This is a genomic window from Alkalicoccus halolimnae, assembly GCF_008014775.2.
Lineage (GTDB): Bacteria > Bacillota > Bacilli > Bacillales > Salisediminibacteriaceae > Alkalicoccus > Alkalicoccus halolimnae.
In genome coordinates this window covers 583,527-605,950 of the sequence record NZ_CP144914.1, presented here as the reverse complement: position 1 = coordinate 605,950, position 22,424 = coordinate 583,527, and the positions used below count along the sequence as shown (strand labels likewise).

The window sequence follows — 22,424 nt, the reverse complement described above, 5'->3', positions numbered from 1 at the left end:
TGAACGCATCTTTTACTCGCCCTTCACTGCCCGGGGGCCACTCCAGCGCCCAGTAAAAACGCAGAGGAGCTTCTTACTTCTTATAAAGAGCCCCCCTTACAAACATCATTCATTGCATTCTGCATAAAAGGAAAATCCTGAAAAACTACAAACCCGTTTACCCGTCCCGACCTATTATAATTCGTCAATAATATCCCCCGCGGCTACCGCGCGGGAACGGCTGCGCTTCTGCGCTGCCTCGTCGCCTGCGAGTCCGTGGAGATACACGCCGTAAACAGCGGCACTTTCTGCCTCAAAACCTTGAGCAAGCAGACCTGCGATAACTCCGGTTAACACATCCCCCGCACCGCCCGTTGCCATCTTCGGATTGCCAGTCGTGTTGATACTTACTGATCCATCAGGTGCCGCCGTGACCGTTCGCGCTCCTTTTAATACGACCACGACTCCATTTTTCTCCGCAAACTGACGGGCGATACCGATCCGGTCCTGCTGCACTTCCTTTACGGAGCAGCCGCAAAGCCTTGCCATTTCACCCGGGTGCGGTGTAAGAATAACCGGAGCACTCCGCTTTTTCCAAAGAGAAAAATTTGTTTCGGAAAGAATGTTCAGCCCGTCGGCATCAATAACAAGCGGGCAGCTGGACGTTTTCCATATCTTCTCCAGCCAGTCCCGGTCTTTTTTCCACCGCCCCATTCCCGGGCCGAGGACCGCAGCCTGCTTGTTTTCTATTACGTTCACCACGTCCGATGCTTTTACTGCTGACCAGTCGCCGGTTCCTTCATCGGCAAAGGCGGTAAGCATTATTTCCGGCTGGCGGCCGACGACGTTGTCGAGTACCCGCTCCGGGACTGCCCAGGTTACCAGTCCCGCTCCGATACGAAGGGAAGCTGTCGCACTCATAAGTCCGGCCCCGGCCATCAACCGGGTGCCGGCAGCTGTCAGCACGTGGCCGTAAGTGCCTTTGTTGGAGTCCGCTTCTCTCGCAGGCTCTCCGTGATAAATGCCGAATCTTTTTTCCAGCATCGCTGCATCTGTCCGGAAGGTTCGCACGTCATGCTCAGAAGCGAGATCGGCCATTATTCCGATTGAACAGATGCTCACTTCCCCGGCTTGTTTCAGACCCGGGTACTGCTCCAGACCGCGCTTCGTATAGGCAAGTGCTGCGGTTCGTTCCGCCTGAATGCAGGGCGTATGAACCTGGCCGGTGTCCGGATCCAGTCCGCTCGGTATATCCATCGCGGTTATCGGCAGCACGCTTTCATTCGCTTCGATGATCAGCGAAGCATACTTCTTTCGGGGAGCCCCGCTGCTGCCGGTTCCGAGCAGAGCATCGACAATACCGTCATAATCCGCCCAGTTCACTTCTCCTTCTTCATAGATAACCGACGGGACGCCGAAGGCAGCTGCAATGTCGCGCTGAATCGCCGCTTCGCCCTGAAAAGAGTCCGGATTATCCACATAAATGATCGTTGGAGAAAAACCCCACTCCATTAAATGACGGGAGGCAGCGACTCCGTCTCCCCCGTTATTGCCTTTCCCGACAAGCACCGCCCATCGCCGGATTTCCGCCTGTTCGCCGGATACGGCTGCTTTCGCCGCCCCGCGACCTGCATTTTCCATTAACACGAGACTCGGCAGTCCTATTTTTTGAATGGCATAGGCATCTATTTTTCTCATTTCTTCGCTTGTAACAACATACATAACTGCTTCCGCTCCTTTTTTCTTTCATATACTACAAACTTCTTCACTTTTCCTTAAAACCCTTCTTCCCTCAGCTTCCCAAAAAAATCCCCCGCAGAATCTGCGGAGGAAGAAGCGTTATCCGATAACGAGGAACCATAGATACAGCCCTGTCAGCGTAATAAACAGCGTAGGAATAGTAATAACAATCCCCACCATAAAGTAGTAGCCCCAGGAAATTCTGAATCCTTTCGTAGCTAAAACATGCAGCCAGAGCAGTGTCGCAAGGGAACCGATCGGGGTGATTTTCGGACCCAGATCCGAACCTATAATGTTTGCATAAATAAAGGCATCCTTCATCGCCCCTGTCAGGTTCGCATCATTAATCGCGAGCGCATTGATCATTACCGTCGGCATATTGTTCATGATCGAAGAAAGAAACGCAGCGATAAAGCCCATCGACATAATCCCAAAGAACATACCGCCCTGAGCAGAACTCTGGAGAACACCTGCGAGCACATCGGTTAAACCGACATTTCTGAGTCCGAATACGACGACGTACATTCCGATAGAGAAAACGACAATCGCCCAGGGAGCGCCTTTCATGACTTGACGCGTATTGACCGCGGGACTTCTTCTCGCCATAAGTAGGAAGAGAACAGCGATCGTCATCGCAACAAAGGAGACGGGAAACGTCATCGACTCGCCGCTGACCGGATTCGTAATATAAATAAATTCGCTCAGGAAATACCCGGCCAGAAGCAGGCCAAGCACGAACCAGGACATGTGGAACATGCGGTGGTCCTTAATCGCGTCTTTAGGAGTACGCAGCATCGACATATCATATTTTTTCGGAATGTCTTTCCGGAAATAAATATACAAAACGAGAATACTTGCCCCGAGAGCGAAAAAGTTCGGGACGATCATGTAGGACGCATATTCGATAAATCCAATACCAAAATAGTCCGCTGAAACGATGTTTACAAGGTTGCTTATCATCAGAGGCAGCGAAGTCGAATCCGCAATAAAACCGCTGGCCATAATAAACGGAAGAATCATCGCTTCTTTAAAATTCAGGGCGCGGACCATAGCAAGGACGATCGGCGTTAAAATCAGCGCCGCCCCGTCGTTTGCAAACAGCGCAGCCACGACCGATCCAAGCAGCGAAACGAAAACGAACATTTTCACGCCGTTTCCCTTTGCAACTTTCGCCATGTGAAGCGCCGCCCATTCAAAGAAGCCGATTTCATCTAAAATAAGCGAAATGATAATAATACCGATAAAAGTCAGCGTCGCATTCCAGACGATGCCGGTTACTTCTCCGACGTCCTGGAAACTGACGACTCCGACGAGCAGCGCAAGAACAGCCCCGGCTGAAGCAGACCAGCCGATCGAGAGTCCCCGCGGCTGCCAGATAACAAGAATAAGGGTTAAAACAAAAATAGCCGAAGCTAATACGATTTGTGTCATGTTATGTAGGGCCTCCTGCGTCTATGTTGAGTTTCGAAAATCAAAAACAGTGGAAGGGATTCTTCCCCCTCCCCCTGTTTTTATTTATCAAAGATATCCTTCCGCACACCGGCGGAGGACGATACTTCTATAGATGATGAAAGAAGTTTTAAGACATCATCGTCTTCAATTTTTCGAGGCCGATCACTTTATCCGCCTGCCACGGAACGATTACCGTGCGGGGAGCGAGTACCTTTTTCACTTTTTCAATCCATTCCTGCTCTGCGTAAGCCCGTCCTTTTAATATCGGATCGGTAGTCTGAGAAGCCTGAAAACTTTGATTGATTATCCACCAGGCCGGCTCAATTCCTGCCCGGCGCAGATCTTCCTGAAGACGCCCGGCTTCAAACACCGGTGTTGCTTCCGGCAGTGTGACAAGTGAAACGAACGTCTGCTCCGGGTCCCGCAGACGCGGAAGCAGCTTTTTCACCGCTTCCGAAGCCTTGCCCGCCGTTCTTTCCACTTCCCGGTGGTACGACTCCGCAGCATCCAGGAGCAGCAGCGTATGGCCGGTCGGTGCCGTATCAATAACAACAAATCCGTCCTGTGCTTTATCGACGACTTCAGCAAAAGCCTGAAATACGGCAATTTCTTCGGTACACGGGGATTCCAGATCTTCTTTAATGTAGGCGTATTCCTCTTCCGACAGTTCACTGCTCAGGCTGCCGAGCACATTCTGCTTATAGTTTTCGACTTCCGTTTTCGGATCAATTTTACTGATGTTCAGTGTACCTGAAAACGATTCTTCATTGAGTACGTGTGTCAAATGAGCGGCAGGGTCGGTCGTCGTCAGATGCACCTGATGTCCGCGTTCGGCGAGGCCGACCGCAACGGCTGCTGCCATCGTTGTTTTCCCGACGCCGCCTTTGCCCATCGTCATGAAGACGCCGTGATTTTTCGGGGACAGATCATCCACTACAGCTTTGACGGAAGAAAGCTCAAGGGAAGCCTGCTCAGCCGGAAGCTCCGTATCGTAAATTACTTCTTCCTTAAAGAAATTCCTTAAAGCATCCAGTCCCGTTAAATTAAAGGGGACGAGCGGCAGATAAAACGTCGGCGTCTGCTTGATTTCCTCTGGAAGAGCGGCCAGCGCCGCACGCTGTTTTTCTTCCAGCTGCAATGCCGTTTCGTCATTGGAATGCCGCTCAAAAAGTCCATTGATAATTAGATTCTGATTTTTAATGCCGATCTCAGACAGCTCACGCCCTGCCCGCGCTGCTTCGCTGAGCGAAGAGTCATCCGGTCTTGCAACAAGCACAAGTACCGTTTCGTCCCCGTTTGACAATGCTTCCACTGTTTTCGCATAAAGGTCTTTTTTCTTTTCCAGACCGGCGAGCGGTCCCAGGCAGGAAGCGCCGTTTTCGTTTCCTTCGAGAAAATCACTCCAGGCCGTCGGAAGCTGCAGCAGACGCAGCGTGTGGCCGGTCGGTGCCGTATCAAAAATAATATGATCAAACTGATCCGTTGTCTCCCGGTCAGCGAGCAGTGTTGAAAATTCGTCAAATGCCGCAATTTCGACTGTGCAGGCTCCGGAAAGCTGCTCTTCCATGCTCGCAATAGCGGATTCGGGGAGCAGGCCGCGGTATGGTTCCACCATCTGTTCGCGGTATTCGCGGGCCGCTTCTTCCGGATCCAGGTTTGCCGCATATAAATTCGGAATATGCTCCACAGGGGTCGGCTCATTAGGCAGTTCCATGCCAAAGACATCCTGCAGGTTCGAAGCAGGATCGGTGCTTACAATCAGTACTTTTTTTCCTTTTTCCGCAAGGTTGACTGCTGCCGCACAGGCGGTGGATGTTTTACCGACACCTCCTTTTCCTGTAAAAAACAGGTGTCTCGCTGCTGCAATATCATCCGGCTGTAATCGTTTCATCATGTATTACTCCTTTCGCATTCCTTTATGTCCGGCTTGCTGCCTTTAGTTTTCTGTTTTTATTTCAGATGCTGTATTTTCCGGGTTTTTTACGTCAATAACGGTACAGAGCACCCGCTCCCCCTGCTCGTTCATCCTTTTAATTTCGTCCGCAGCAGACGGAAGCTGTTCGAGCACAGATTGAAGCATATCAATCTGCTTATACTCTTCATTCAGGCTGTAAAAATGCCACTGGTCATGTTTACGGGATTTAATAATCGAAGCCTCGCGCAGTTTTTTCAAGTTCTGGCTTACGGCCGGCTGACTGATATGAAGGAGGGAACCGAGCTCGCAGACGCAGAATTCGTCTTCTTTCAAATATAGAAGAATTTTTAAGCGGTTTTTATCGCTGATCATTTTAAACAGGTCGGCGTACATGGGAATCGCATGTTCGACTGTTTTATTCATTAAATCTCCCTGCTTTCTATTTTTATATTAACAATCATTTATATAATGAATTCATTATATTCTCTTCTGTTTATATAGTCAACCGCCGCTGAAGTTTTACAGCGAGCGACATCGGGAATAAAAGCAGTATCTGTCAGACTATGGAAAGCTGTCTGCTCGTCTTTTCCCTGAACTTTGTGAAAGGTTCTGTATAGTCAGGATCTTTTTTTAAGGGAGGCTGCTTTCCGGAGGGGAGGAATTAGTTGAAAACCACCCCCACGGAAAGCGTCCCCTTGTCGTGGAAATCATTAAGTGAGCGGAAGAAAGCTTTTTCAGATCCAGCAGTAGGTTTGAACAGTTTTCACGCCGGAATGAAGAAATATTTTCAAGTAGCATTATTACGCAGGATCCGGAAACATTAACCGAATCATTTATAAAAAGGAGCGGATGATTTATGCCATTGAAAGCACTGTATGTGAACACTTCCTTGAAAAAAAGCGAAGAAACATCCAATACGGAAGCCTTAATGGAAAAGTCGGGACAATGGATGACGAAAGAAGATGTCAGTACCGAAACAATCCGTCTTGCCGACTATAAAATTGCCCACGGAATGAGCCTCGACATGGGTGGAGGAGATGAGTTCCCTTCCATTATGGAAAAGGTAAGAGAAGCAGATATCGTAGTGCTAGGAACCCCGATCTGGAACGGTGAGAGAAGCAGTATTGCCTCCCTGTTTATGGAACGTCTCTACGCCAACAGTGATGAGCAGAACGACAGCGGACAGTCGGTCTACTATAACAAAGTATTCGGATGCCTCGTTACCGGCAACGAAGACGGCGCCAAAGAAGCCGGAAGAGCGGTCCTCTTCGCCATGATCAATATCGGTTTCACCGTTCCTCCTAATGCCCTTTCCTATTGGGTCGGAGAAGCAGGACCGGGTCCTTCCTATATGGAAGCCGGACAGGACAGTGAATTCACAAAGAAAAATACCGAAATGATGTCCTATAACCTGATTCATTTTGCACGAATGCTTAAAGACCAGCCGATACCGGCAGAAGGAAATACACTTTAGGATTTCAGTTTTGTCAAAAACCCCTTATGTAACAAGACACCTCCGTGGAGATGAAACAGGATAAAAAAATGGAAAGTCTAGTATTAAGTTTCTGTTTTTCGGGGATATAACTACTAACAGGACAAATTATTCACGCCTTACGAGCCAAAAATGATAAGAGCGGGAGTGGAGAAAATGGAAAATTGGATCCGGAAATTTTTTGATTCGGTAAATGACTTTTCCATCATGGATATCGGTATATTAAAGGTCTGTTTATTTTCTCTCGGAATTCTCACCGGTATCTATTTCTTTCGTTTTATCAGACCGTTTCTATCTTTAGTGTGGAGTGTTTACATCGGCACTTTCCTCTTTATTGTGTACCGGACTTTCAGCAGAATTCTCAGCAGTCCCCCCGCAGATGAATAAAAAAGCTGAAAGAAGCGTCCCTTGTGCACCTCGAGGGAACGCTTCTTTTCTTATTAGCTGAGGCCGGCCCTGCGCCCCCATGGAAACGAAGGTGCACGCTTATCTATTTTATTTTCAAGGCAGCCTTCTTATAAATGAAAAGTCATCCTTTTCATGTTTCATTTCCCACTTGAAGGGCTATATGATATCCATATGCCTGTTTTACCAGCCCAGATCTTCTCTACAGGGAGTGTCTTTTTTCAGCCCCTGCATAGAAGGTGCAGAACAGCTTTTATTTCAGAAAAATCCGAATGCATCGCGATACAGTTATACGAAACGTTATCTATTTTAAAGGAGGCTATTATGGAAAAATATACATCCCTTAAAGGAAAAACGGCCGTCATCACAGGGGCAGGATCCGGCATGGGCCGGGCAGCCGCTCTTCAGCTCGCGGAGCAGGGAGTAAAAGTCTGCCTCGTTGATTTAAAAGAAGAAGACAGCAGGGACACGAAAGAAGCCATTGAAAAAAACGGCGGAGAAGCACTCGTGGCCTCTGCAGATACTTCCAACGAAAAGCAGATTCAGGATGCGTTTAACCAGGCCGCTGATACATTCGACGGAGTCGACATCGTTTTTGCCAATGCGGGTATTAACGGGACGGTTGCCCCTATCGAAGATTTAAAGGCAGAAGAATGGGATCAGACAATTGAAACCAACCTGAAAGGAGCCTTTCTTACCGTCAAATCTGCTATCCCTCATATGAAAGAAAATGGAGGCAGCATCATTTTAACGAGCTCTGTCAACGGCACCCGCGTTTTTTCCAACTTCGGGATGTCCGCCTACAGCAGTACAAAGGCAGCCCAGCTCGCCTTCGGAAAGATGGCCGCCCTTGAACTGACCAACTACAAAATCCGCGTGAATGTGATATGCCCCGGCTTTATTGATACCAATATTGGAGATAACACGTTTCCGAAAGACGAAAAACTTAAAGAAATTGAAATTCCCGTCGAGTATCCGGAAGGAGATCAGCCGCTTGAAGGAGGTCCCGGACAGCCGGAAGAAGTGGCTGATCTTGTTTCCTTTCTTGCTTCGGACGCCTCGAGGCACATTACCGGCACAGAGCTGTTTATCGACGGCGGGTCTTCCCTTCTGTAAGTGCCGCAGGGAACACCTTATGAAATCGTATGTTTAACAGCTTTTTTCTCAGGGAACCCGCCTTGTAAGACCTACTTTAAAGGAGTGCTTTCACATGGATAAAAACAAAATGCCGTCTCATCTAATAAATGAGCGTAATAATGGTATGAGCAGTGCACAGGAGGTTCTTTACAGCAAAGATTATAAACAGGCCGACCGTGCTGCACAGAACGCAGAAAAATCCGGCGGGCAGTAAAGCCCTGTGTGAAAAACCTGCAATAATAAAAGACCCCCTGTCTCAAGATAAAGACAGGGGGTCTTTTCTGTATAAGCTGTGTTAAAGCTGTTGTTGATATATATAAGAAAACTTCGCTTCAACTGACCTGCCGTGGAGGAGCTTTCCAGCTTTCTCCGCGGCAGGCGGAGGAGCCGCAGGCACTCCAAAAACAACACGGAGCTTTAACAAAGCCTCTTTATAAAGCGGCTGTCTCAAAAGGTAAGTCGAGACAGCCTGGAAAGCACGTGCGGAGCCTGACACGATATTAAAAAGCCTGTTAGACGGAGATTTGTCTAACAGGCTTTTGTCCGTGCGAAGCCGTGCTCCCTATCCTTACGGGACAGCTCCGGAGATTTCTTAACAAAATGCGATACCTGCTTACTCATGATCGGCAGATAGTTTAGCGGCAAGTTTATTTTGTAGCAATAAACGGGATTTTTCTGCCGGCAAAATAGGCGGTGTAAACCCCCGCTACAGCCATAAACGTCCATATCCAAGCGTGCAGGCTCATCGAGGCAAGTCCGCTGAAGTAGGAGCCGACGTTGGCACCAAAAGAGATCGTCGCACCGTAGCCCATCAGAATTCCTCCAAGGAGTGTTATTCCGGCGAGCTGCAGCGGTATTTTACTGAAGTGAATAAGACCTGCAAGCGACATTGTTAAAATCGTCCCGAAAACAACCCCGAAGTTCAGCACACTTAAGTCATTTGTAAAAAGAGAAGCCGATAAAGAAGCTGTCGGGTCCTGCGTCCCCCAGTATCCCCACGAAGCGGGATCCAGCCCGATTTCATGAGCGATTTTTGAGCCCCAGAGCGAAAAAGCTGCCGTGACTTTCCACGGACTTCCCATCACGAATAATACTGCGGCGTTTAATACAGCGAATACCATCGCTCCGACCCATATAGGCCAGGATTTAAAGAGAATTTCTGTCCAGTTTGTTCCCCGCGGCATCGGAGGAAGTGCCGGTGGACGCTTTCTTTTCTTGTAAATATAAGTGCCGATGATGACAAGCGAAAAGATGACGGTCTGTAAAAGCCATGCCCCGAAGAAGCCCAGCGGAGTATCTTCTGCAAGCGAGATCGCTTCGGTGTTAGGAAGCGAACTGTTCCAAAATGAAAAATGGTAGGTACCGAGAGTCGCTCCCGTCAGAAAGCCTGTCGCTGTAAAAAGCAGGGCTGTGCGGCCGCCTTTCATCGTCCGCATGGCCGTAGGAGCGAGATTACTGCCTATATTCATTCCGAAACCAAACAAGAAAGAACCGACTACGAGTCCAGTACTGATCGGAGCAACTGCTCCTTCCGGCATCCCTCCGAAAGCCGCTGAATTCGTGGAAAGAATCAGGCTGAACAGCGTGACAGCAATAATTAACTTCTGCATATGCCCCCGCAGCATTTCCGTATTTCCGTTTTCGAGCATCTGAATATAAACAGAAGCAAACCCGTACCGCGTATGAAAAAGCGTAAAACCTATTAAAAAGCCCAGGAAATAAAGGATAACGAACTGCCATCCGGAATTGAGGTAGGCGGCAGCTGCTGCGATAATGCCAATAAGTATAACAACAGAGGTAATGATTCCCTGTGGTTTTTCATAAGCAGGAGCAGAATCTGATTGACTTTCGGCCATATTATTTCACCCCTTCTGCCTTTGTGTGGGCTGTGCCCCTATCCCCTCCTTTCCTTCTTCACGTTTTTTAAAACCTTTGTTATTCCAATGAAAAGAAAAAAAGCCCAGCAGGCAGAAAACATCTGCAGGCTGTGCTTTTTCCCATCTGTAAAACCCTACTTTTTAGTTTCTCCTCTTTCAAACATCGCTATTTCCGAAGCAGTTACTTCCATCAAATCCCTGTACTTGTCGGCCCGGACGATTTTTCCGATCGGCCTGATTTTCGCCATCATCTTCGCGCTCTCCGCTGCATATTTATAATCCCGGAGCATATATACACGTATTTCATATGTATTTAGACTGGTCTTTCTTTGTTCCGTCTGAAGTTTTTTATAACGGGCTTTTTTAGCCAGACGATTAAACGGCTGATAAATTCCGGAAACGAACATTGTTTTGAATAACCCTGGTTTTTTTTCTCCTTTAGATTTCCCGGAAGAAGCTTTCCTGTTCTTTTTTGGTTCTGGTTCCGGTTCTGTTTCCGGGAGCGGCTGGCGGACCGGCATCGGAATAAAGGATGTAACAATCATAATAATTGTTCCGATAACGAGTATTCCTATTAATACTTGCACAGTTAAAGGCATACAGTTCCTCCTGTAAAATAGTTGGTGACGGGCAGTAGTTCCCTTTGCATCTCTAAATAATTCAATATAGATACAAAAACTCCTGCCTGTTTTTCAAAATTGTCTTATCTGAATCAATTTCATAAGCTGCTGTAAGAAAGGAATCCCCAAAAATTAGTTTTGATTCCCATTTAATCCGGACGCTTTCTGCAGGGGTGGTATTCAGCTGTTTTCCATGTGACGGACATGGAAAAGGATTTTCTGACTGCGGTCCATCTAAAGCTGCTGCAGAAAATCTCCGAATAAGGAGAGTCAATAACTGAGCTTAGAAAAAGGAGCCTGCTTTGAGAAATCACAATCAAAGCAGGCTCTTTGTATACACGTTCTGTTTACCCCGGGAATGACGTTAAGTCAATACCGAATACGACAGGGAGCAGGAGCATCACAAATGTCACGATGACGACAATAGCGATCAGGTTCATCCAGAAACCTGCCTTAATCATATCTCCCATACGCAGGTAACCGGATCCGAACACAACAGCGTTCGGCGGCGTCGCAACCGGCAGCATAAAGGCACAGGAAGCAGCTACTGCTGCAGGAATCATCGTCGCAAACGGATGGACGTCAATCGCAGATGCAAGAGCTGCCATAATCGGCATCAGCATCGTTGCCGAAGCAGTATTGGATGTAATCTCTGTCAGGAACAGCACAAGAGCTGTCACGGCCAGAACAATGATCAGGAACTGGACGCCGACCATTACCGTCAGCTGTTCCCCGATCCATGCGTCGAGACCGGTGTCTCCAAATGCTCCGGCAATCGCAAGACCGCCCCCGAATAAAATCAGAATGCCCCACGGGACGTTTCTCGCGGTATCCCAGTTCATCAGTTTTACTCCCTGGTACCGAACAGAAGGAATAAGGAAGAGGACAAGAGCCCCGGTTATAGCGATCATCGTGTCGTCAATGTTTTCATGCACATAGGGCTGGAGTACAAACGATCGGAGAATCCAGGCCACAGCGGTAAGTGTGAAAACCGTCATGACAATCTTTTCGTCCGGACTCATTTTCCCAAGTTCTGTTCTTTCATCCTGGATCACCCTTCTGCTTCCCGGAATTTCTTTTAATTTCATCGGGAAAGCATACGTGACGAGGTAAATCCAGGCAATCGTAATCAGGACCGCGGCAAGCGGCACCCCGAACATCATCCACTGGGCAAACGACAGATCAAAATCAAAAATCTCACTCAGCTGCCCGGCAAGAATCGTGTTCGGCGGTGTACCGATAATTGTTCCCAAGCCGCCGATTGAAGCGGAGAAGGCGATGGCGATCATCAGACCTTTCGAAAACTTTGCTTCTTCCTCTTTTACGTTTTCTATGTCGCTGTCTTTCAATAGTTCGCTGAACTGAAAAATAATAGCTGTCCCGATCGGCACCATCATCATTGCCGTCGCGGTATTGGAAATCCACATCGATAAAAACCCTGTGGCAAGCATAAAGCCGAGCATAAGCCGCTTCGTACTCGTGCCGACCCCGTTAATAATGAACAATGCAATCCGCCGGTGAAGATTCCACCTTTCCAGAGCGAGAGCTATGATAAACCCTCCTAAAAAGAGGAAAACAATACCATCTCCATAATTGGGGGTAACCTCTCCGACTTCCAGATTTGTTACGAGCGGAAAGATAATAATAGGCAGAAGCGATGTCGCCGGAATCGGTATCGCTTCGGTAATCCACCACGTAGCAATCCATACCGTCGCTGCCAGGATCCCTCTCGCTTCTGCACTGAGTTCCGCCGGCTGGAAAAAGAATAGAATAATAAAAAATAGCAATGGACCGAGGATTAAGCCTACTTTCTGCTTCGTGTTGAAATCACGGCCATCAGAAGACGGCTGTCTTTTGTAGGGGCCGGTCATTTTTCCGGAAGCTTTCTTCATTTGCTTACTGTCATCACTGGGCGGCCTTCCTCCGCCGCTTCCATCGGATTGAAAAGTCATAAATGCGACCATTTCTTTAATACGGTCATGACTTCTCCAGGCATGTTCCCAAAGCGTTTTAATTGTCGACATATGCACCCTCCATTTCTTCGTTGTAAAATTTTTTTAGACACTGGTTCAGGACGCCATAAAAGACGGTACAGCTGATAGAATGTTCCCCAAAAAAGAAGAACCGGCAGGCCTGAAGAGAACTTTCTCCTGCATGCACCAAAAGAGATTTCTGACAGAGCCTTTATGTAAGGAACTAAAACAGATTATTTCATTTATTCAATCTTATAGCAAGAAAGCCTTTTCAGATCCAGCAAAAATTGCTTTCATTATCAGATAGAATGAAACCTCCCTGAATGATTCGAACGAATTATCTTCCAGTTCCCAGTCAGGTGAACGGCAGTCTTCCTCTCCAATGCCATGTTTTAGAAAGGTTTCTGCTTGTTTTCTCCGGCTGGCTGTCACTATTAAATCTACCCTTTTTTGCTCAAGTTGAAAACGATTTCCTTTAAGAAAAGCTGTTTTAAAGTCTGCTGTTGATAAAAGTAGAAAACTTCGCTTCAACTCGGAGCTTGGTTTTTACACATATAAAGCGAATCGTTCCTGCCCTTTATCATTTACAGGCTGCTTCTTCCCTTTAAAAGCCGCAGTAAAAGGCATGAGCAGTTTGAGATAATGAGTTCATTTTAGATTTATTGGAATATATAGCTTCATACCACCAAGTTCGAGTAAGCGCCCGGAGCTTTAACAGAGCCACTCATGCAAAAACCATGCACCATGAAGGATGAAAACAGCCTTCTATAGGAATGGACTTTCCTCTATACAGTTGGAATAAATGATGTTCAATAGGGATCAAGACAAATTCTACTCCTTATTTTTACGGGGCTCTGGAGAGGACACGGGGCGATGGAGGACGAGCCGAAGATCCACCCACTCTGACCGCAGAAAGGAAGAGATTAGCTGAGGCCGTCCCGCCCGGAAAGCGTCCTCATGGAAACGAAAGCGCCCGTTTACCGCTTATCTACTTTAATTTCAAGGTAGACAAGAAAAAAAGAATTCAGCACCCAAAATCCGGGTAAGTACAGCGGGATGTTTGTCTTCCTCTGCAAAAAGCGAAATATTCAGGCTCCACGTTCATATATAAGTACTTTGCCCCTCCTAACTTCAGCTGATTGGAATATAATGAAATTAAAAGGAATATTTTCAGAAAGAAGGACTGGATATGGATGAAGCAGTAAAGTTAACTCATATCTCGCATACTTTCGGCAGACTCCACGTATTAATAGACGTCTCTATCACCATTGATCCAGGAGTTATTTTCGGTCTCCTCGGTCCTTCCGGATCAGGAAAAACTACGCTCATTAAAGTGCTTCTGGGGATTCTAAAACCTACCCTCGGCCAGTCGATAGTTCAGGGGACGAGAATGCCTTCTCTGAGTGAATTGCAGCGAATAGGCTTTATGGCTCAGTCTGATGCTCTCTATCCTGAACTAACCGCTCAGGAAAATATGGAATATTTCGCTTCAATTTCCGGGATGACACGTTCCGCTGCAAAAACGCGTATCAAAACATGCCTGGAAACCGTCGACCTCACCAGCTCTGCCAATAAGCAGGTAAACAAGTTCTCCGGAGGAATGAAACGCCGGCTCTCCCTCGCTGCCGCTCTCGTTCACGACCCGGAAATTCTCGTCCTTGATGAACCGACCGTCGGGATTGATCCTATTCTCCGCGAGTCCATATGGACAGAATTCCACCGGCTGACGCAGGAAGGAAAAACTATCATCGTGACGACCCACGTCATGGACGAGGCCGAAAAGTGCGATCAGCTTGCTCTTCTCCGCGAAGGCAGAGTGATCGTTCAGGGGACAGTGGAGCACCTTAAACATTCGATAGAAGCCCTGACGCTGGAAGAAGTTTTTCTTCATTACGGAGGGATGCCGTCATGAAAGCAGCTGCGGTTATTTTCCGTATTCTCAGGCAGTTCCGCCGCGACAAGCGGAGTCTTGCTCTAATGCTTTTTGCGCCGATTCTCGTCATTACACTCATGTGGCTAGTTTTAGATACTGAAGATTACGAACCGGAAATTGCCGTGGTGGAGGCTCCAAAGGAATTTCTCGATGAGCTTGAAAATAAAGAAGCCAGTATTACATCGATGGACAGCCGGGAAGCTATAAGAGCTCTTGAAGCAGGGGAAACGGACGGTGCCCTGGGGTGGGAGAATTCTCAACTTTCCCTCGTTCTTGAAGGAAGTGACTCCACCGCCAACCGGGCTGTTATTCAGCTTCTCCAGGAGACACTTCATGAAATGAATCCGATTCAGGAAGAAGCGTCTCCCGAGATTCTTTACCTCCACGGATCTGAGGATCTGAATGTGTTCGATAACGTCGGTCCTGTTCTCGTGGGATTTTTCGTTTTTTTCTTCGTTTTTCTTGTTGGAGGAATTTCTTTTTTGCGGGAACGAATCCAGGGGACGTTGGAACGAAGCCTTGTCAGTCCTTTAAGACGCTGGGAAATTATCGCCGGCTATCTTGGGGGATTCGGCATTTTCGCGGTGCTGCAATCGATTATTATCGTTTCCTATTCGATTTACGTGCTCGACATGTTTATGGCCGGCTCTTTCCGGCATGTTCTCCTCATTACACTTCTCCTTGCGCTTGCTGCTTTAAGTCTCGGAACCCTTTTGTCCACGTATGCAGGCAACGAATTTCAAATGATTCAATTTATCCCGCTCGTCATCGTCCCTCAAGTGTTTTTTTCCGGCATTTTCAATCTGGAAACGATGGATCCCGTACTCCGCGCCATCGGTAAAATCATGCCGCTCACGTATGGAGCCGAAGCGTTAAGAGGCGTGATGATCCGGGGAGAAGGGCCGGCTGACCACTGGATGCAGATCGCTGTCCTCGCAGGTTTTTCCCTGCTGTTCATAACTTTGAACATCCTTGCCTTGAAAAAACACCGCCGGCTCTAGACCGGCAGATAGAAGCGGCTTTCCTTTGCTGTCCCGATAAAAAGAGGCTGTCCAATAGAAATTGGCACAGCCTCAACCCGGGTGTTTCCGCTCCGGCAGAGTCATCGCATGAATGGTTGTAATAACCCCAATGCTTCCTGCCACGGTCATCGTATAGGCAGCAAGAAACCGGGATTCGGACAGCACTTCTGTTACCATCTGATATCCACCAACGAGCACTAAAAGCATACTCAACGTCAAAATCATCGTCAGCCGGGTCGGACGATTCACCTTCGTCACCTCCACCGCCCTTCAAACTGCTCTGCCGGAATTTATACCTTTATTTTACCCGCTTTTTATAAATTATATCGTTTTTACATTAAATAGAACTTATTTTTCATCCATTTGAACCAATTTCATAAGTCGTTATATGAAAGGACTTCCCGAACATTGTGAATGATTTTCACTTCAGACGGACACTTTCCGCGGGGCTTGTCTTCAACTAATTCTTCCAGTGTACAGCACTGGAAGAATGGATTTCCAGACTTCGCTTTATCCCGCCGGAGCCGCCATCTGCCGTTTCAATCAACTGATTTCATATACGAATATTCTCATTATAAATTGATAAATTGTTCGTTAAAATAACTTGAAAAGTAAATTATGAAATTGATTCATTTATGCAAAAGCAAAAAAGCCGTCGTAGTGCTCTCTCTTTATAAAACAACTTACTCGGGAACTGTGTTGATTAATTTCTGACTATGTCCATCTCCTCCGGAACCACTTCCTCCAGCTCGAACATTTCTTCATCGAAGTCCGGATCGAGATCAAATTCCACTACTTCCTCTGTCACATGGGGAAGGGAGCCATCTGATCCGTCTTTTTTCAATAAATAGTACGTTTCCTTATCAAACCAGTAGTCGGTCATGCCATCGGTTTCTTCAGTCGAGGTGATGTGATAGGCTTCTCTGCCATTTACCTCTTCCGTACCTTCCAGCTCGAACTCTCCGCCTTCATACATGTTTTCCAGCATGTCCTGCTGGGATATGCCTCCACCGTAGTCCCGGTTTGTTACGACGGCTGTGTCATCTCCCTCTGTAAAGGAAACCATCCGCTCGCCTTCTTCCACACTGACATCATAGGCTTTTGCCCCATCGTTTTCTGTTCGTTCGATCCGTTCCAGAATGTGTCCGTCGTCCCTTGGGAAGACCCAGCGGGAGACCTCACGTATTTCCATCTCTTCCTCTCCTTCCCGCATATCCGTACTTTCGATTCTCGACTGCTCAAAATAATTGTCTCTTTCTTCCATGAGCGTAAGGGCGCGCTCCAATACGTCCTCTCCGGAATCCGCTTCTTCAGCAGCTTCATTGTTTCCACCGCATCCCCCTATTAAAACAAGCGCTGCAGCTGTCGCTATTGAAAATCCTGATTTATTCATTACTATGCCCCCCTCACATGTGTCTTTTTACCGCTTCTCTTCCCTCTTTTATGGAAATTAATCTCTCTTCTGTTTCCAGGTACGCCAATTTTTTCAGGTCAAACAGATCTTTTACCCTTTTTCATGTGGAAGCTGCCCGGAAGATGGAGCGCCGTCTGAAGATCTACTTTTGCGAATATTTTTTCGCGAAATTCAGCGGAAAACACGCCCTCATAGAAGCGCCTCTCTGAAACGTAAAGCTTATCAAATATTCGTTTTCAGCCGTGCTGGTGTATATTATGAAATTCATTCACCTTATAAATTACAAAAAAGCAGATAATTCTTTTTAGAATCATCTGCTTTCTGTATGGAAAAAGACTCTGTATATTATCGCTGATTAACATTTTCAAACAGGATACTATTGAAACAGTGGCATACCAAACAAAAAATGCGCCAGAAGAAATGCAGCTATCATCATACCCACACCAAAAAAGAGTCCATTAAAAGCTTCTTTTACGCCTGTATAATCTCCCTCTTTTTCATGCTTGTCTTTCACGCTGCCTCCTCCTCTTTTCAGTAAAATCAAAACGGCATTACTGATTGATTTCAGTATATGCCGAGCTTATTGTATTGTAAAGACAAAGTATTCATGCCAATACCTTTTTTTACTTAACCTTTTGAGATCTCCCGGCCTATTCTTCGAGGAGCGGTACCTATTTTCTTATTTCTGTTCTTTTACTCGCCGGTTCTGCTCATTCACCGCTTTTTTAAAACATCGTATTAACTTCAGCGCTGATACGGAAGTCTTCCATTTTGAAAATTGAAGTTCTCCGTTTCTGAAAAATCCCCCTCTCTATATACTGGAGATTGCTTTCGTTGGTTAAGTAAATGCAAAAATGGTAGGATATTCCTTAAATAAAAACATTAAAATTGCGGGACTTCCCTTAGCTGAAATTGAATCTACTGCAGAAGTCCTGATCAATACGATTATTAGAAAACAAAACTTCTATTCCTGCAATCAGATAAACGACTATTTTTCAATAGGCTTTGTTAAAGCTTTAACAAAGCCTTTCAAAAAATAGAATCTTTTTAAGGAGGAAGCCTGCTGTGAAAATCGCACTCTTTTTTATAGGAGCCTTTTTGTTGTTAACAGGATGCTTCACTGATTACGAAGAAGAGCATATGGCAGAACAAAACGGAGTTTATTACGGAATGGAGTTTACAGTCGATGAACAGCTGGAGGCACGGCTTGTTATTGACAACCGGTCAGAGTACGATGTTTTCGCCGGGACAGAAACACGCGATGAATTAGGCTTCATCTCGCTTTATGAGGATGGTGAAAGGTTGATTACTGATCCTGAAGGACCTTCTAATGACGATATGAAATCAATCCGTGTCAATGCGGGAGAGCGTGAAACAGGAGCATCTTTCAGTTATGATATAGAAGCCGGGGTAACTTATGTTCTTGCAGGACAGCCCCTGCTGAGATTAAGCATTATAGATGGTGACGTAAATAACCCCGAAGAAGTTATTGGATCTGGAGACGAAACAAAGATCGAAACAGAAGTGACTTTAGATGATTAAACAGGAGGCAGACCATGGGCCAGAGACTTAAAAGCGGACTTTTAGCAGCATCACTTTTTGGAGTCATCAGTTTTCTCTTTGGCTTCTTTGTATTTGAAGAAATAAAGTGGTCAAACGTAATCGGCACGGCTGGAGGAGGATTCATCGCGTGGTATTTTTTCATTCCCCGCCTGAATAATAAGGAATATAAATAATAGAAAGAGCCGGATTTAATAGTTGATTACGGCTGAAGGCAGGCAGAACAGATTCAGCTTATTTCCCTCGCTGAATCTGTTTTTTCGGTTTTTAACATACCCCAGCCTTATTCCTCACTGCCCCTCTTCCATAACCTCAGCGAAATTAAGCTTTCACTCCTCCACTTCGACTAAAAATGTATAGTGGGCGCTGTTATTGGTGTCCTGCCGGTCGGCATACACGTCAACAGGATGAGTCCCCGATTCATCAGGCATCAGGAGACTGCCGTTTTCGGTATCAAGACGCTCTGCCGGAGTATTCTCCTCCCATCTATCTGCCTGTATCTCAGAGGATGAGTTATCGGCAAAGGAGAGTTCCGCTTCCTCTCCAGGAGAAGCGGTAACGACTTCTACATCCATAAGGTGAATCGTTTCGGTCGGCAGGCTTCCGGACTGCTCGGTGCCTCCGCCCCACCACGACCAGGAGTAGGATTCCAGAATTCCTGCCGCCCGGCTCTGTTCTGTTTCCATCATCAGCTCCGGCGGTTCGTCCTGACACGCAGCAAGCAGAAGAACCGGCAGAAGAAGCAGTATATATTTCATCAAACTGCGCTCCTTTCTGTGAATGTTCTTTGATTTCATTTTTCCGTATCCTCATCTCTTCCTGTACAACCCACTTATCAGCGCTGAACTGCCTGAATCAAATGTTTGTTTCTATCGTTTTTTCAAATGAAAACCCTAAATAACGATAAGTCAGTTCAACAGTGTGTACCGGCTCATTATGAACTACCGTTAGTCCATAACTTTCATCATCTTCTGTGCTCGTGCCGTTATTCAGTTTTTCCAGCTGGGCAGATGGTTCCGTTCCCGGCAGGATTGTAACCTCTTCCACATTTTGAATACCATACTCCTCCGTCTCTTCGTCAAACGTATCGGTGATGACAAAACCGAGGTGAGGGTTGCTTACCTGCATTTTCTGCTTCTGCGGCTGTTCGTTATTATTAACGGAGACACTCGTGATCTTCACGTCACTCCAGCCGTCGTTTCCTACGACTGCAACAACAGTATGGTAGTCCCCGCTTGCACTAAGTGACCCGGCAGCCAGTGGAGGATTCGTTTTTATGAAAGCAAAAAATCCTGCAGAAATAACGACTATACTCACAACAGCAAGCATCAGTATTTTTTTCATTCAGTCTTCCTCCCTTCAGAGCTGAACTTATTAAAAGAGCGGCAATTGTAAATCCGCTAATGATTTTTACTTTCTCCAGTAAATCCGGCTCTGATTTAGAATGGTGTTTTGTTTCTGAAAAACTTAACGCAGACTGGTTTCCTTATTGAAATTACAAATAGCAGAGGCACAGCGTGTTAAAGCACTGCTTTTGTATCTCCACTGTAAGTCTCTTCTTCGTAGCGAGCTGCCTTTCCTTTCCTGAATATAATAAAAGGATAAACAATACTTGCTGCAAGCATAATCAGCGATAAAGCAGCGATTGTGATTCGTAAGTTTACCAGATCGGCGATAATGCCGATAAGGAGAATGATGACAATCTGGAGAACACTCTGCATAAGCTGAATAATGCTTGTAACTCTCCCCATTACAGAAACAGGAATATTGTTTTGATAAAACGTCGTCATTCCTGCGTTTAAAAAAACGAGGAAAAACCCGAGCAGCAGAAAGCCGGTCATAATCGAATAAAAAGACCACGAAAAGGCGTAAATTACATAGCCGGCCGCCGTCATGAACAGGCCGATAACGATCATATACCGCAGCGGAAACTTCGCGGAAAACACCGACAGAAGCAGTCCGCCCGCTGCTGAACCGATGCCGGTGATACTAATCAGGTAACTGTACTCGGTTTCCGTAAGGCCGATTGTGTCCTGTGTAAACACGACTTCCTGAGCATCCATCGCAAATGTAAAAACCATAATTACAATAAATCCGAAATAAACACCAACCACATAGCGGTGATGCTTCATAAAGGCAATTACAGCAGTGAAGTCTTTTTTCACCTGAGAGACCGTTAAATCAGGAATATTTTCTTTCACAATCTTTTCCTTCTCCGGAAGCAGTTTTAACAAAAAGGCTGCTGTAATAAACAGAGCTGCGTTCAGCCAAAGCGTAACCTCCATTGAGGTGATAAGTAAAAGTGCTCCTCCTGCAGCAGGACCGATAATAAAAGCTCCGGAAAAGGTGAAGGAACGAATCGCGTTAAAGCGCTTCCGTTTTTCCTTTGGGATCAGCATCGTCGTATACGTCATGGATGAGGGCCCGAAAAAGGCTTTTGCTCCGCTCAAAAAAACAAGTATCGCATAAATCATTAAAATATTCGGAGCCAGAGGAAGCAGAGCAATTCCCAGTGCCCGCATCCAGTACGTGCCGATCATGACTTTTCTTTTGCTTCGGTAATCAATAAAACTTCCCGTCCAGAATTTGGTGAGAATGTTCACTGCCGGGCCGATTATCCATAAACCCGCGACAGCTGCGGCAGATCCGGTCATTTGAAAAACGAGGATATTAATAACGACTAAATAAATAAAATCTCCGATACCGGCGATACCAATTGAAGTCAAAAGTTTGGCGGGATTTTTCCAGGAATTGATTTCACTGCTCATTCCGCATGCCCCTTTTCCGAAGGACTATCATATGTATTCCGTTTAATTCTTAGATACTCTAAGCATATCATAGAGACAATTTCATTTGGAAACGAATTCCTTTTTTGCATGCTTGATTAACGTTCGACATTGTAACTTGTAAAATTATTTTTAAAGCTTCACGATACTTTTTCTATAACTTTTTTATGAAAAAATGAAAAAATCATGGAACGACTGGCATGCATGCACTCTACGCTTTTTAACATGTTTCCTGATGACCAATAATCGGTTGTTAATGACGTATTCCCCTGTGAGAGATTTTTTATTGTGATTATAAATTCCGTATAAAGTAATTATATCTTTTTATAATGATTGAAAAACCGAAAAATCTTGGGGCGACTGTTAACCATGCTTTTCACAAAAAAGAAGAAGACGTTTTTCTGCAGAAAATATCTTTACTATATAAACGTATGCCATTCTCCAATGGCACCGGAAAAAATAGGAAAAGCATCACCCCAAAAATATAATATCTGAAACAATGGAAGTCCTGCGGTTCATTGCTTCTATAATTTCAAACATAAATTTCAATTCCTCTTTCTAAAAAGAGAAAGTCTGTTATAAGTCGCGTAAAAGTTCATGTTAGTTATGAGCTTCATTAAAAAGTTTTAGAAGAATGTGTGGAGAAGCCGGTTCGACCAACAGGAAAGCTCTGAAACAATGGAATGCTTACAGCCCAAGGAGTTCATCGTTTCTAATGTATCTGTCTTTTACTTTCTAAAAGGCTGTCTTGAAAATAAAGTTGATAAGTGATAAATGGGCGCTTTCGTTTCCATGGGGACGCTTTCCGGGCGGGACAGCCTCAGCTAATCCCGTCCTCCCTGCGGTCGTGCGGGATGGATCTTCGGCTCGTCCTTGATCGCCCCGGAGTCGCCCCATGTCCACTCCAGCTTACGGTAATAAAGACAGAGCAGGAGCTGCCGTCTCATAAAGGTGATCCTCTTTTGAACATCCTTCCGTCTGGATAGAGGGAAAGTTCCCTTTCTATAGAAGTCCATTTTCATGCCTCATGATGCAAGACTTTTGCATAAATGTCTCTGTTAAAGTTCCGCGCTCTTACGCACGCGTTTGGTGAAAATAAGTTATATCCGACAAAAAAGC

22 protein-coding genes are annotated in these 22,424 nt (G+C 46.1%); 8 read left to right on the top strand and 14 right to left on the bottom strand.

Translation table 11 applies throughout. The features are described 5' to 3' along the window. Positions 1–174 precede the first annotated feature (174 nt). The 4 genes from FTX54_RS02700 to FTX54_RS02685 form a co-directional block, all read right to left on the bottom strand. Entirely contained in the window at positions 175–1,701 is a 1,527-nt protein-coding gene (locus FTX54_RS02700) for an NAD(P)H-hydrate dehydratase (protein ID WP_147803970.1), read from the bottom strand. 117 nt (positions 1,702–1,818) lie between these two features. Continuing rightward, positions 1,819–3,150, bottom strand: a complete 1,332-nt coding sequence (locus FTX54_RS02695; protein WP_281285239.1) for an arsenic transporter — start codon at positions 3,148–3,150, stop codon at positions 1,819–1,821. A 148-nt stretch (positions 3,151–3,298) separates the two neighbouring features. After that, positions 3,299–5,065, bottom strand: coding sequence for an arsenical pump-driving ATPase (gene arsA, locus FTX54_RS02690; RefSeq protein ID WP_422387415.1), 1,767 nt, complete (start codon positions 5,063–5,065; stop codon positions 3,299–3,301). A gap of 42 nt (positions 5,066–5,107) precedes the next feature. Continuing rightward, positions 5,108–5,509: an ArsR/SmtB family transcription factor gene (locus FTX54_RS02685; RefSeq protein WP_147803969.1), complete on the bottom strand. Its 402-nt coding sequence runs from the start codon at positions 5,507–5,509 to the stop codon at positions 5,108–5,110. Positions 5,510–5,942: 433 nt separating this feature from the next. On the opposite strand from FTX54_RS02685, the gene FTX54_RS02680 reads away from it, so the two are divergent. The 4 genes from FTX54_RS02680 to FTX54_RS02665 all read left to right on the top strand — a co-directional run bounded on the left by FTX54_RS02680 (position 5,943) and on the right by FTX54_RS02665 (position 8,334). Continuing rightward, positions 5,943–6,560 carry a flavodoxin family protein gene (locus FTX54_RS02680; RefSeq protein WP_281285238.1) on the top strand — a complete coding sequence of 206 codons (618 nt, stop codon included), beginning with the start codon at positions 5,943–5,945 and terminating at the stop codon, positions 6,558–6,560. A gap of 174 nt (positions 6,561–6,734) precedes the next feature. After that, the gene (locus tag FTX54_RS02675) at positions 6,735–6,965 is read left to right on the top strand and encodes a hypothetical protein (protein WP_147803968.1); all 231 of its coding nucleotides are present in this window, start codon (positions 6,735–6,737) and stop codon (positions 6,963–6,965) included. A gap of 342 nt (positions 6,966–7,307) precedes the next feature. Further along, positions 7,308–8,099 (top strand): SDR family oxidoreductase, encoded by a 792-nt coding sequence (locus tag FTX54_RS02670; protein ID WP_147803967.1) that lies wholly within the window; start codon positions 7,308–7,310, stop codon positions 8,097–8,099. Positions 8,100–8,193: 94 nt separating this feature from the next. Beyond that, on the top strand, positions 8,194–8,334 hold the full coding sequence (locus tag FTX54_RS02665; protein ID WP_422387414.1) for a YfhE family protein: 141 nt from the start codon (positions 8,194–8,196) through the stop codon (positions 8,332–8,334). 433 nt (positions 8,335–8,767) lie between these two features. Here the strand turns inward: FTX54_RS02665 and FTX54_RS02660 are convergent, their stop codons facing one another. The 3 genes from FTX54_RS02660 to FTX54_RS02650 all read right to left on the bottom strand — a co-directional run bounded on the left by FTX54_RS02660 (position 8,768) and on the right by FTX54_RS02650 (position 12,641). Further along, positions 8,768–9,976, bottom strand: a complete 1,209-nt coding sequence (locus tag FTX54_RS02660; RefSeq protein WP_147803966.1) for a YeeE/YedE family protein — start codon at positions 9,974–9,976, stop codon at positions 8,768–8,770. Positions 9,977–10,131: 155 nt separating this feature from the next. Beyond that, positions 10,132–10,596, bottom strand: coding sequence for a hypothetical protein (locus tag FTX54_RS02655; RefSeq protein ID WP_147803965.1), 465 nt, complete (start codon positions 10,594–10,596; stop codon positions 10,132–10,134). Between the two features lie 368 nt (positions 10,597–10,964). Further along, positions 10,965–12,641, bottom strand: coding sequence for an SLC13 family permease (locus tag FTX54_RS02650; protein ID WP_147803964.1), 1,677 nt, complete (start codon positions 12,639–12,641; stop codon positions 10,965–10,967). Between the two features lie 1,138 nt (positions 12,642–13,779). Here FTX54_RS02650 and FTX54_RS02645 point away from each other — a divergent pair. Further along, the gene (locus tag FTX54_RS02645) at positions 13,780–14,502 is read left to right on the top strand and encodes an ABC transporter ATP-binding protein (protein WP_147803962.1); all 723 of its coding nucleotides are present in this window, start codon (positions 13,780–13,782) and stop codon (positions 14,500–14,502) included. Then, a complete protein-coding gene (locus FTX54_RS02640) occupies positions 14,499–15,524 on the top strand; it encodes an ABC transporter permease (protein WP_147803961.1) in 1,026 nt (341 codons plus the stop codon). Before FTX54_RS02645 ends, FTX54_RS02640 begins: the two co-directional genes overlap by 4 nt. Before the next feature lie 72 nt (positions 15,525–15,596). On the opposite strand, the gene FTX54_RS02635 is transcribed toward FTX54_RS02640, so the two are convergent. From FTX54_RS02635 to FTX54_RS02625, 3 genes are all read right to left on the bottom strand, one after another. Continuing rightward, positions 15,597–15,794, bottom strand: a complete 198-nt coding sequence (locus tag FTX54_RS02635; RefSeq protein ID WP_147803960.1) for a hypothetical protein — start codon at positions 15,792–15,794, stop codon at positions 15,597–15,599. Positions 15,795–16,248: 454 nt separating this feature from the next. Then, positions 16,249–16,938 carry a hypothetical protein gene (locus FTX54_RS02630; RefSeq protein ID WP_147803959.1) on the bottom strand — a complete coding sequence of 230 codons (690 nt, stop codon included), beginning with the start codon at positions 16,936–16,938 and terminating at the stop codon, positions 16,249–16,251. A 397-nt stretch (positions 16,939–17,335) separates the two neighbouring features. After that, entirely contained in the window at positions 17,336–17,473 is a 138-nt protein-coding gene (locus FTX54_RS02625; RefSeq protein ID WP_187254563.1) for a hypothetical protein, read from the bottom strand. Between the two features lie 551 nt (positions 17,474–18,024). Between FTX54_RS02625 and FTX54_RS02620 the strand changes: the two genes are divergently transcribed. Continuing rightward, on the top strand, positions 18,025–18,501 hold the full coding sequence (locus FTX54_RS02620; protein WP_147803958.1) for a hypothetical protein: 477 nt from the start codon (positions 18,025–18,027) through the stop codon (positions 18,499–18,501). A 14-nt stretch (positions 18,502–18,515) separates the two neighbouring features. Then, a complete protein-coding gene (locus FTX54_RS02615; RefSeq protein ID WP_147803957.1) occupies positions 18,516–18,695 on the top strand; it encodes a hypothetical protein in 180 nt (59 codons plus the stop codon). A gap of 153 nt (positions 18,696–18,848) precedes the next feature. On the opposite strand, the gene FTX54_RS02610 is transcribed toward FTX54_RS02615, so the two are convergent. From FTX54_RS02610 to FTX54_RS02595, 4 genes are all read right to left on the bottom strand, one after another. Then, positions 18,849–19,277: a hypothetical protein gene (locus FTX54_RS02610; protein ID WP_147803956.1), complete on the bottom strand. Its 429-nt coding sequence runs from the start codon at positions 19,275–19,277 to the stop codon at positions 18,849–18,851. A 97-nt stretch (positions 19,278–19,374) separates the two neighbouring features. Continuing rightward, positions 19,375–19,863: a hypothetical protein gene (locus FTX54_RS02605; protein WP_147803955.1), complete on the bottom strand. Its 489-nt coding sequence runs from the start codon at positions 19,861–19,863 to the stop codon at positions 19,375–19,377. 176 nt (positions 19,864–20,039) lie between these two features. Beyond that, complete coding sequence (locus tag FTX54_RS02600; RefSeq protein ID WP_147803954.1) at positions 20,040–21,287, bottom strand: MFS transporter; 1,248 nt, start codon at positions 21,285–21,287, stop codon at positions 20,040–20,042. Between the two features lie 842 nt (positions 21,288–22,129). Further along, complete coding sequence (locus FTX54_RS02595; protein WP_281285237.1) at positions 22,130–22,252, bottom strand: hypothetical protein; 123 nt, start codon at positions 22,250–22,252, stop codon at positions 22,130–22,132. Positions 22,253–22,424: the final 172 nt, after the last annotated feature.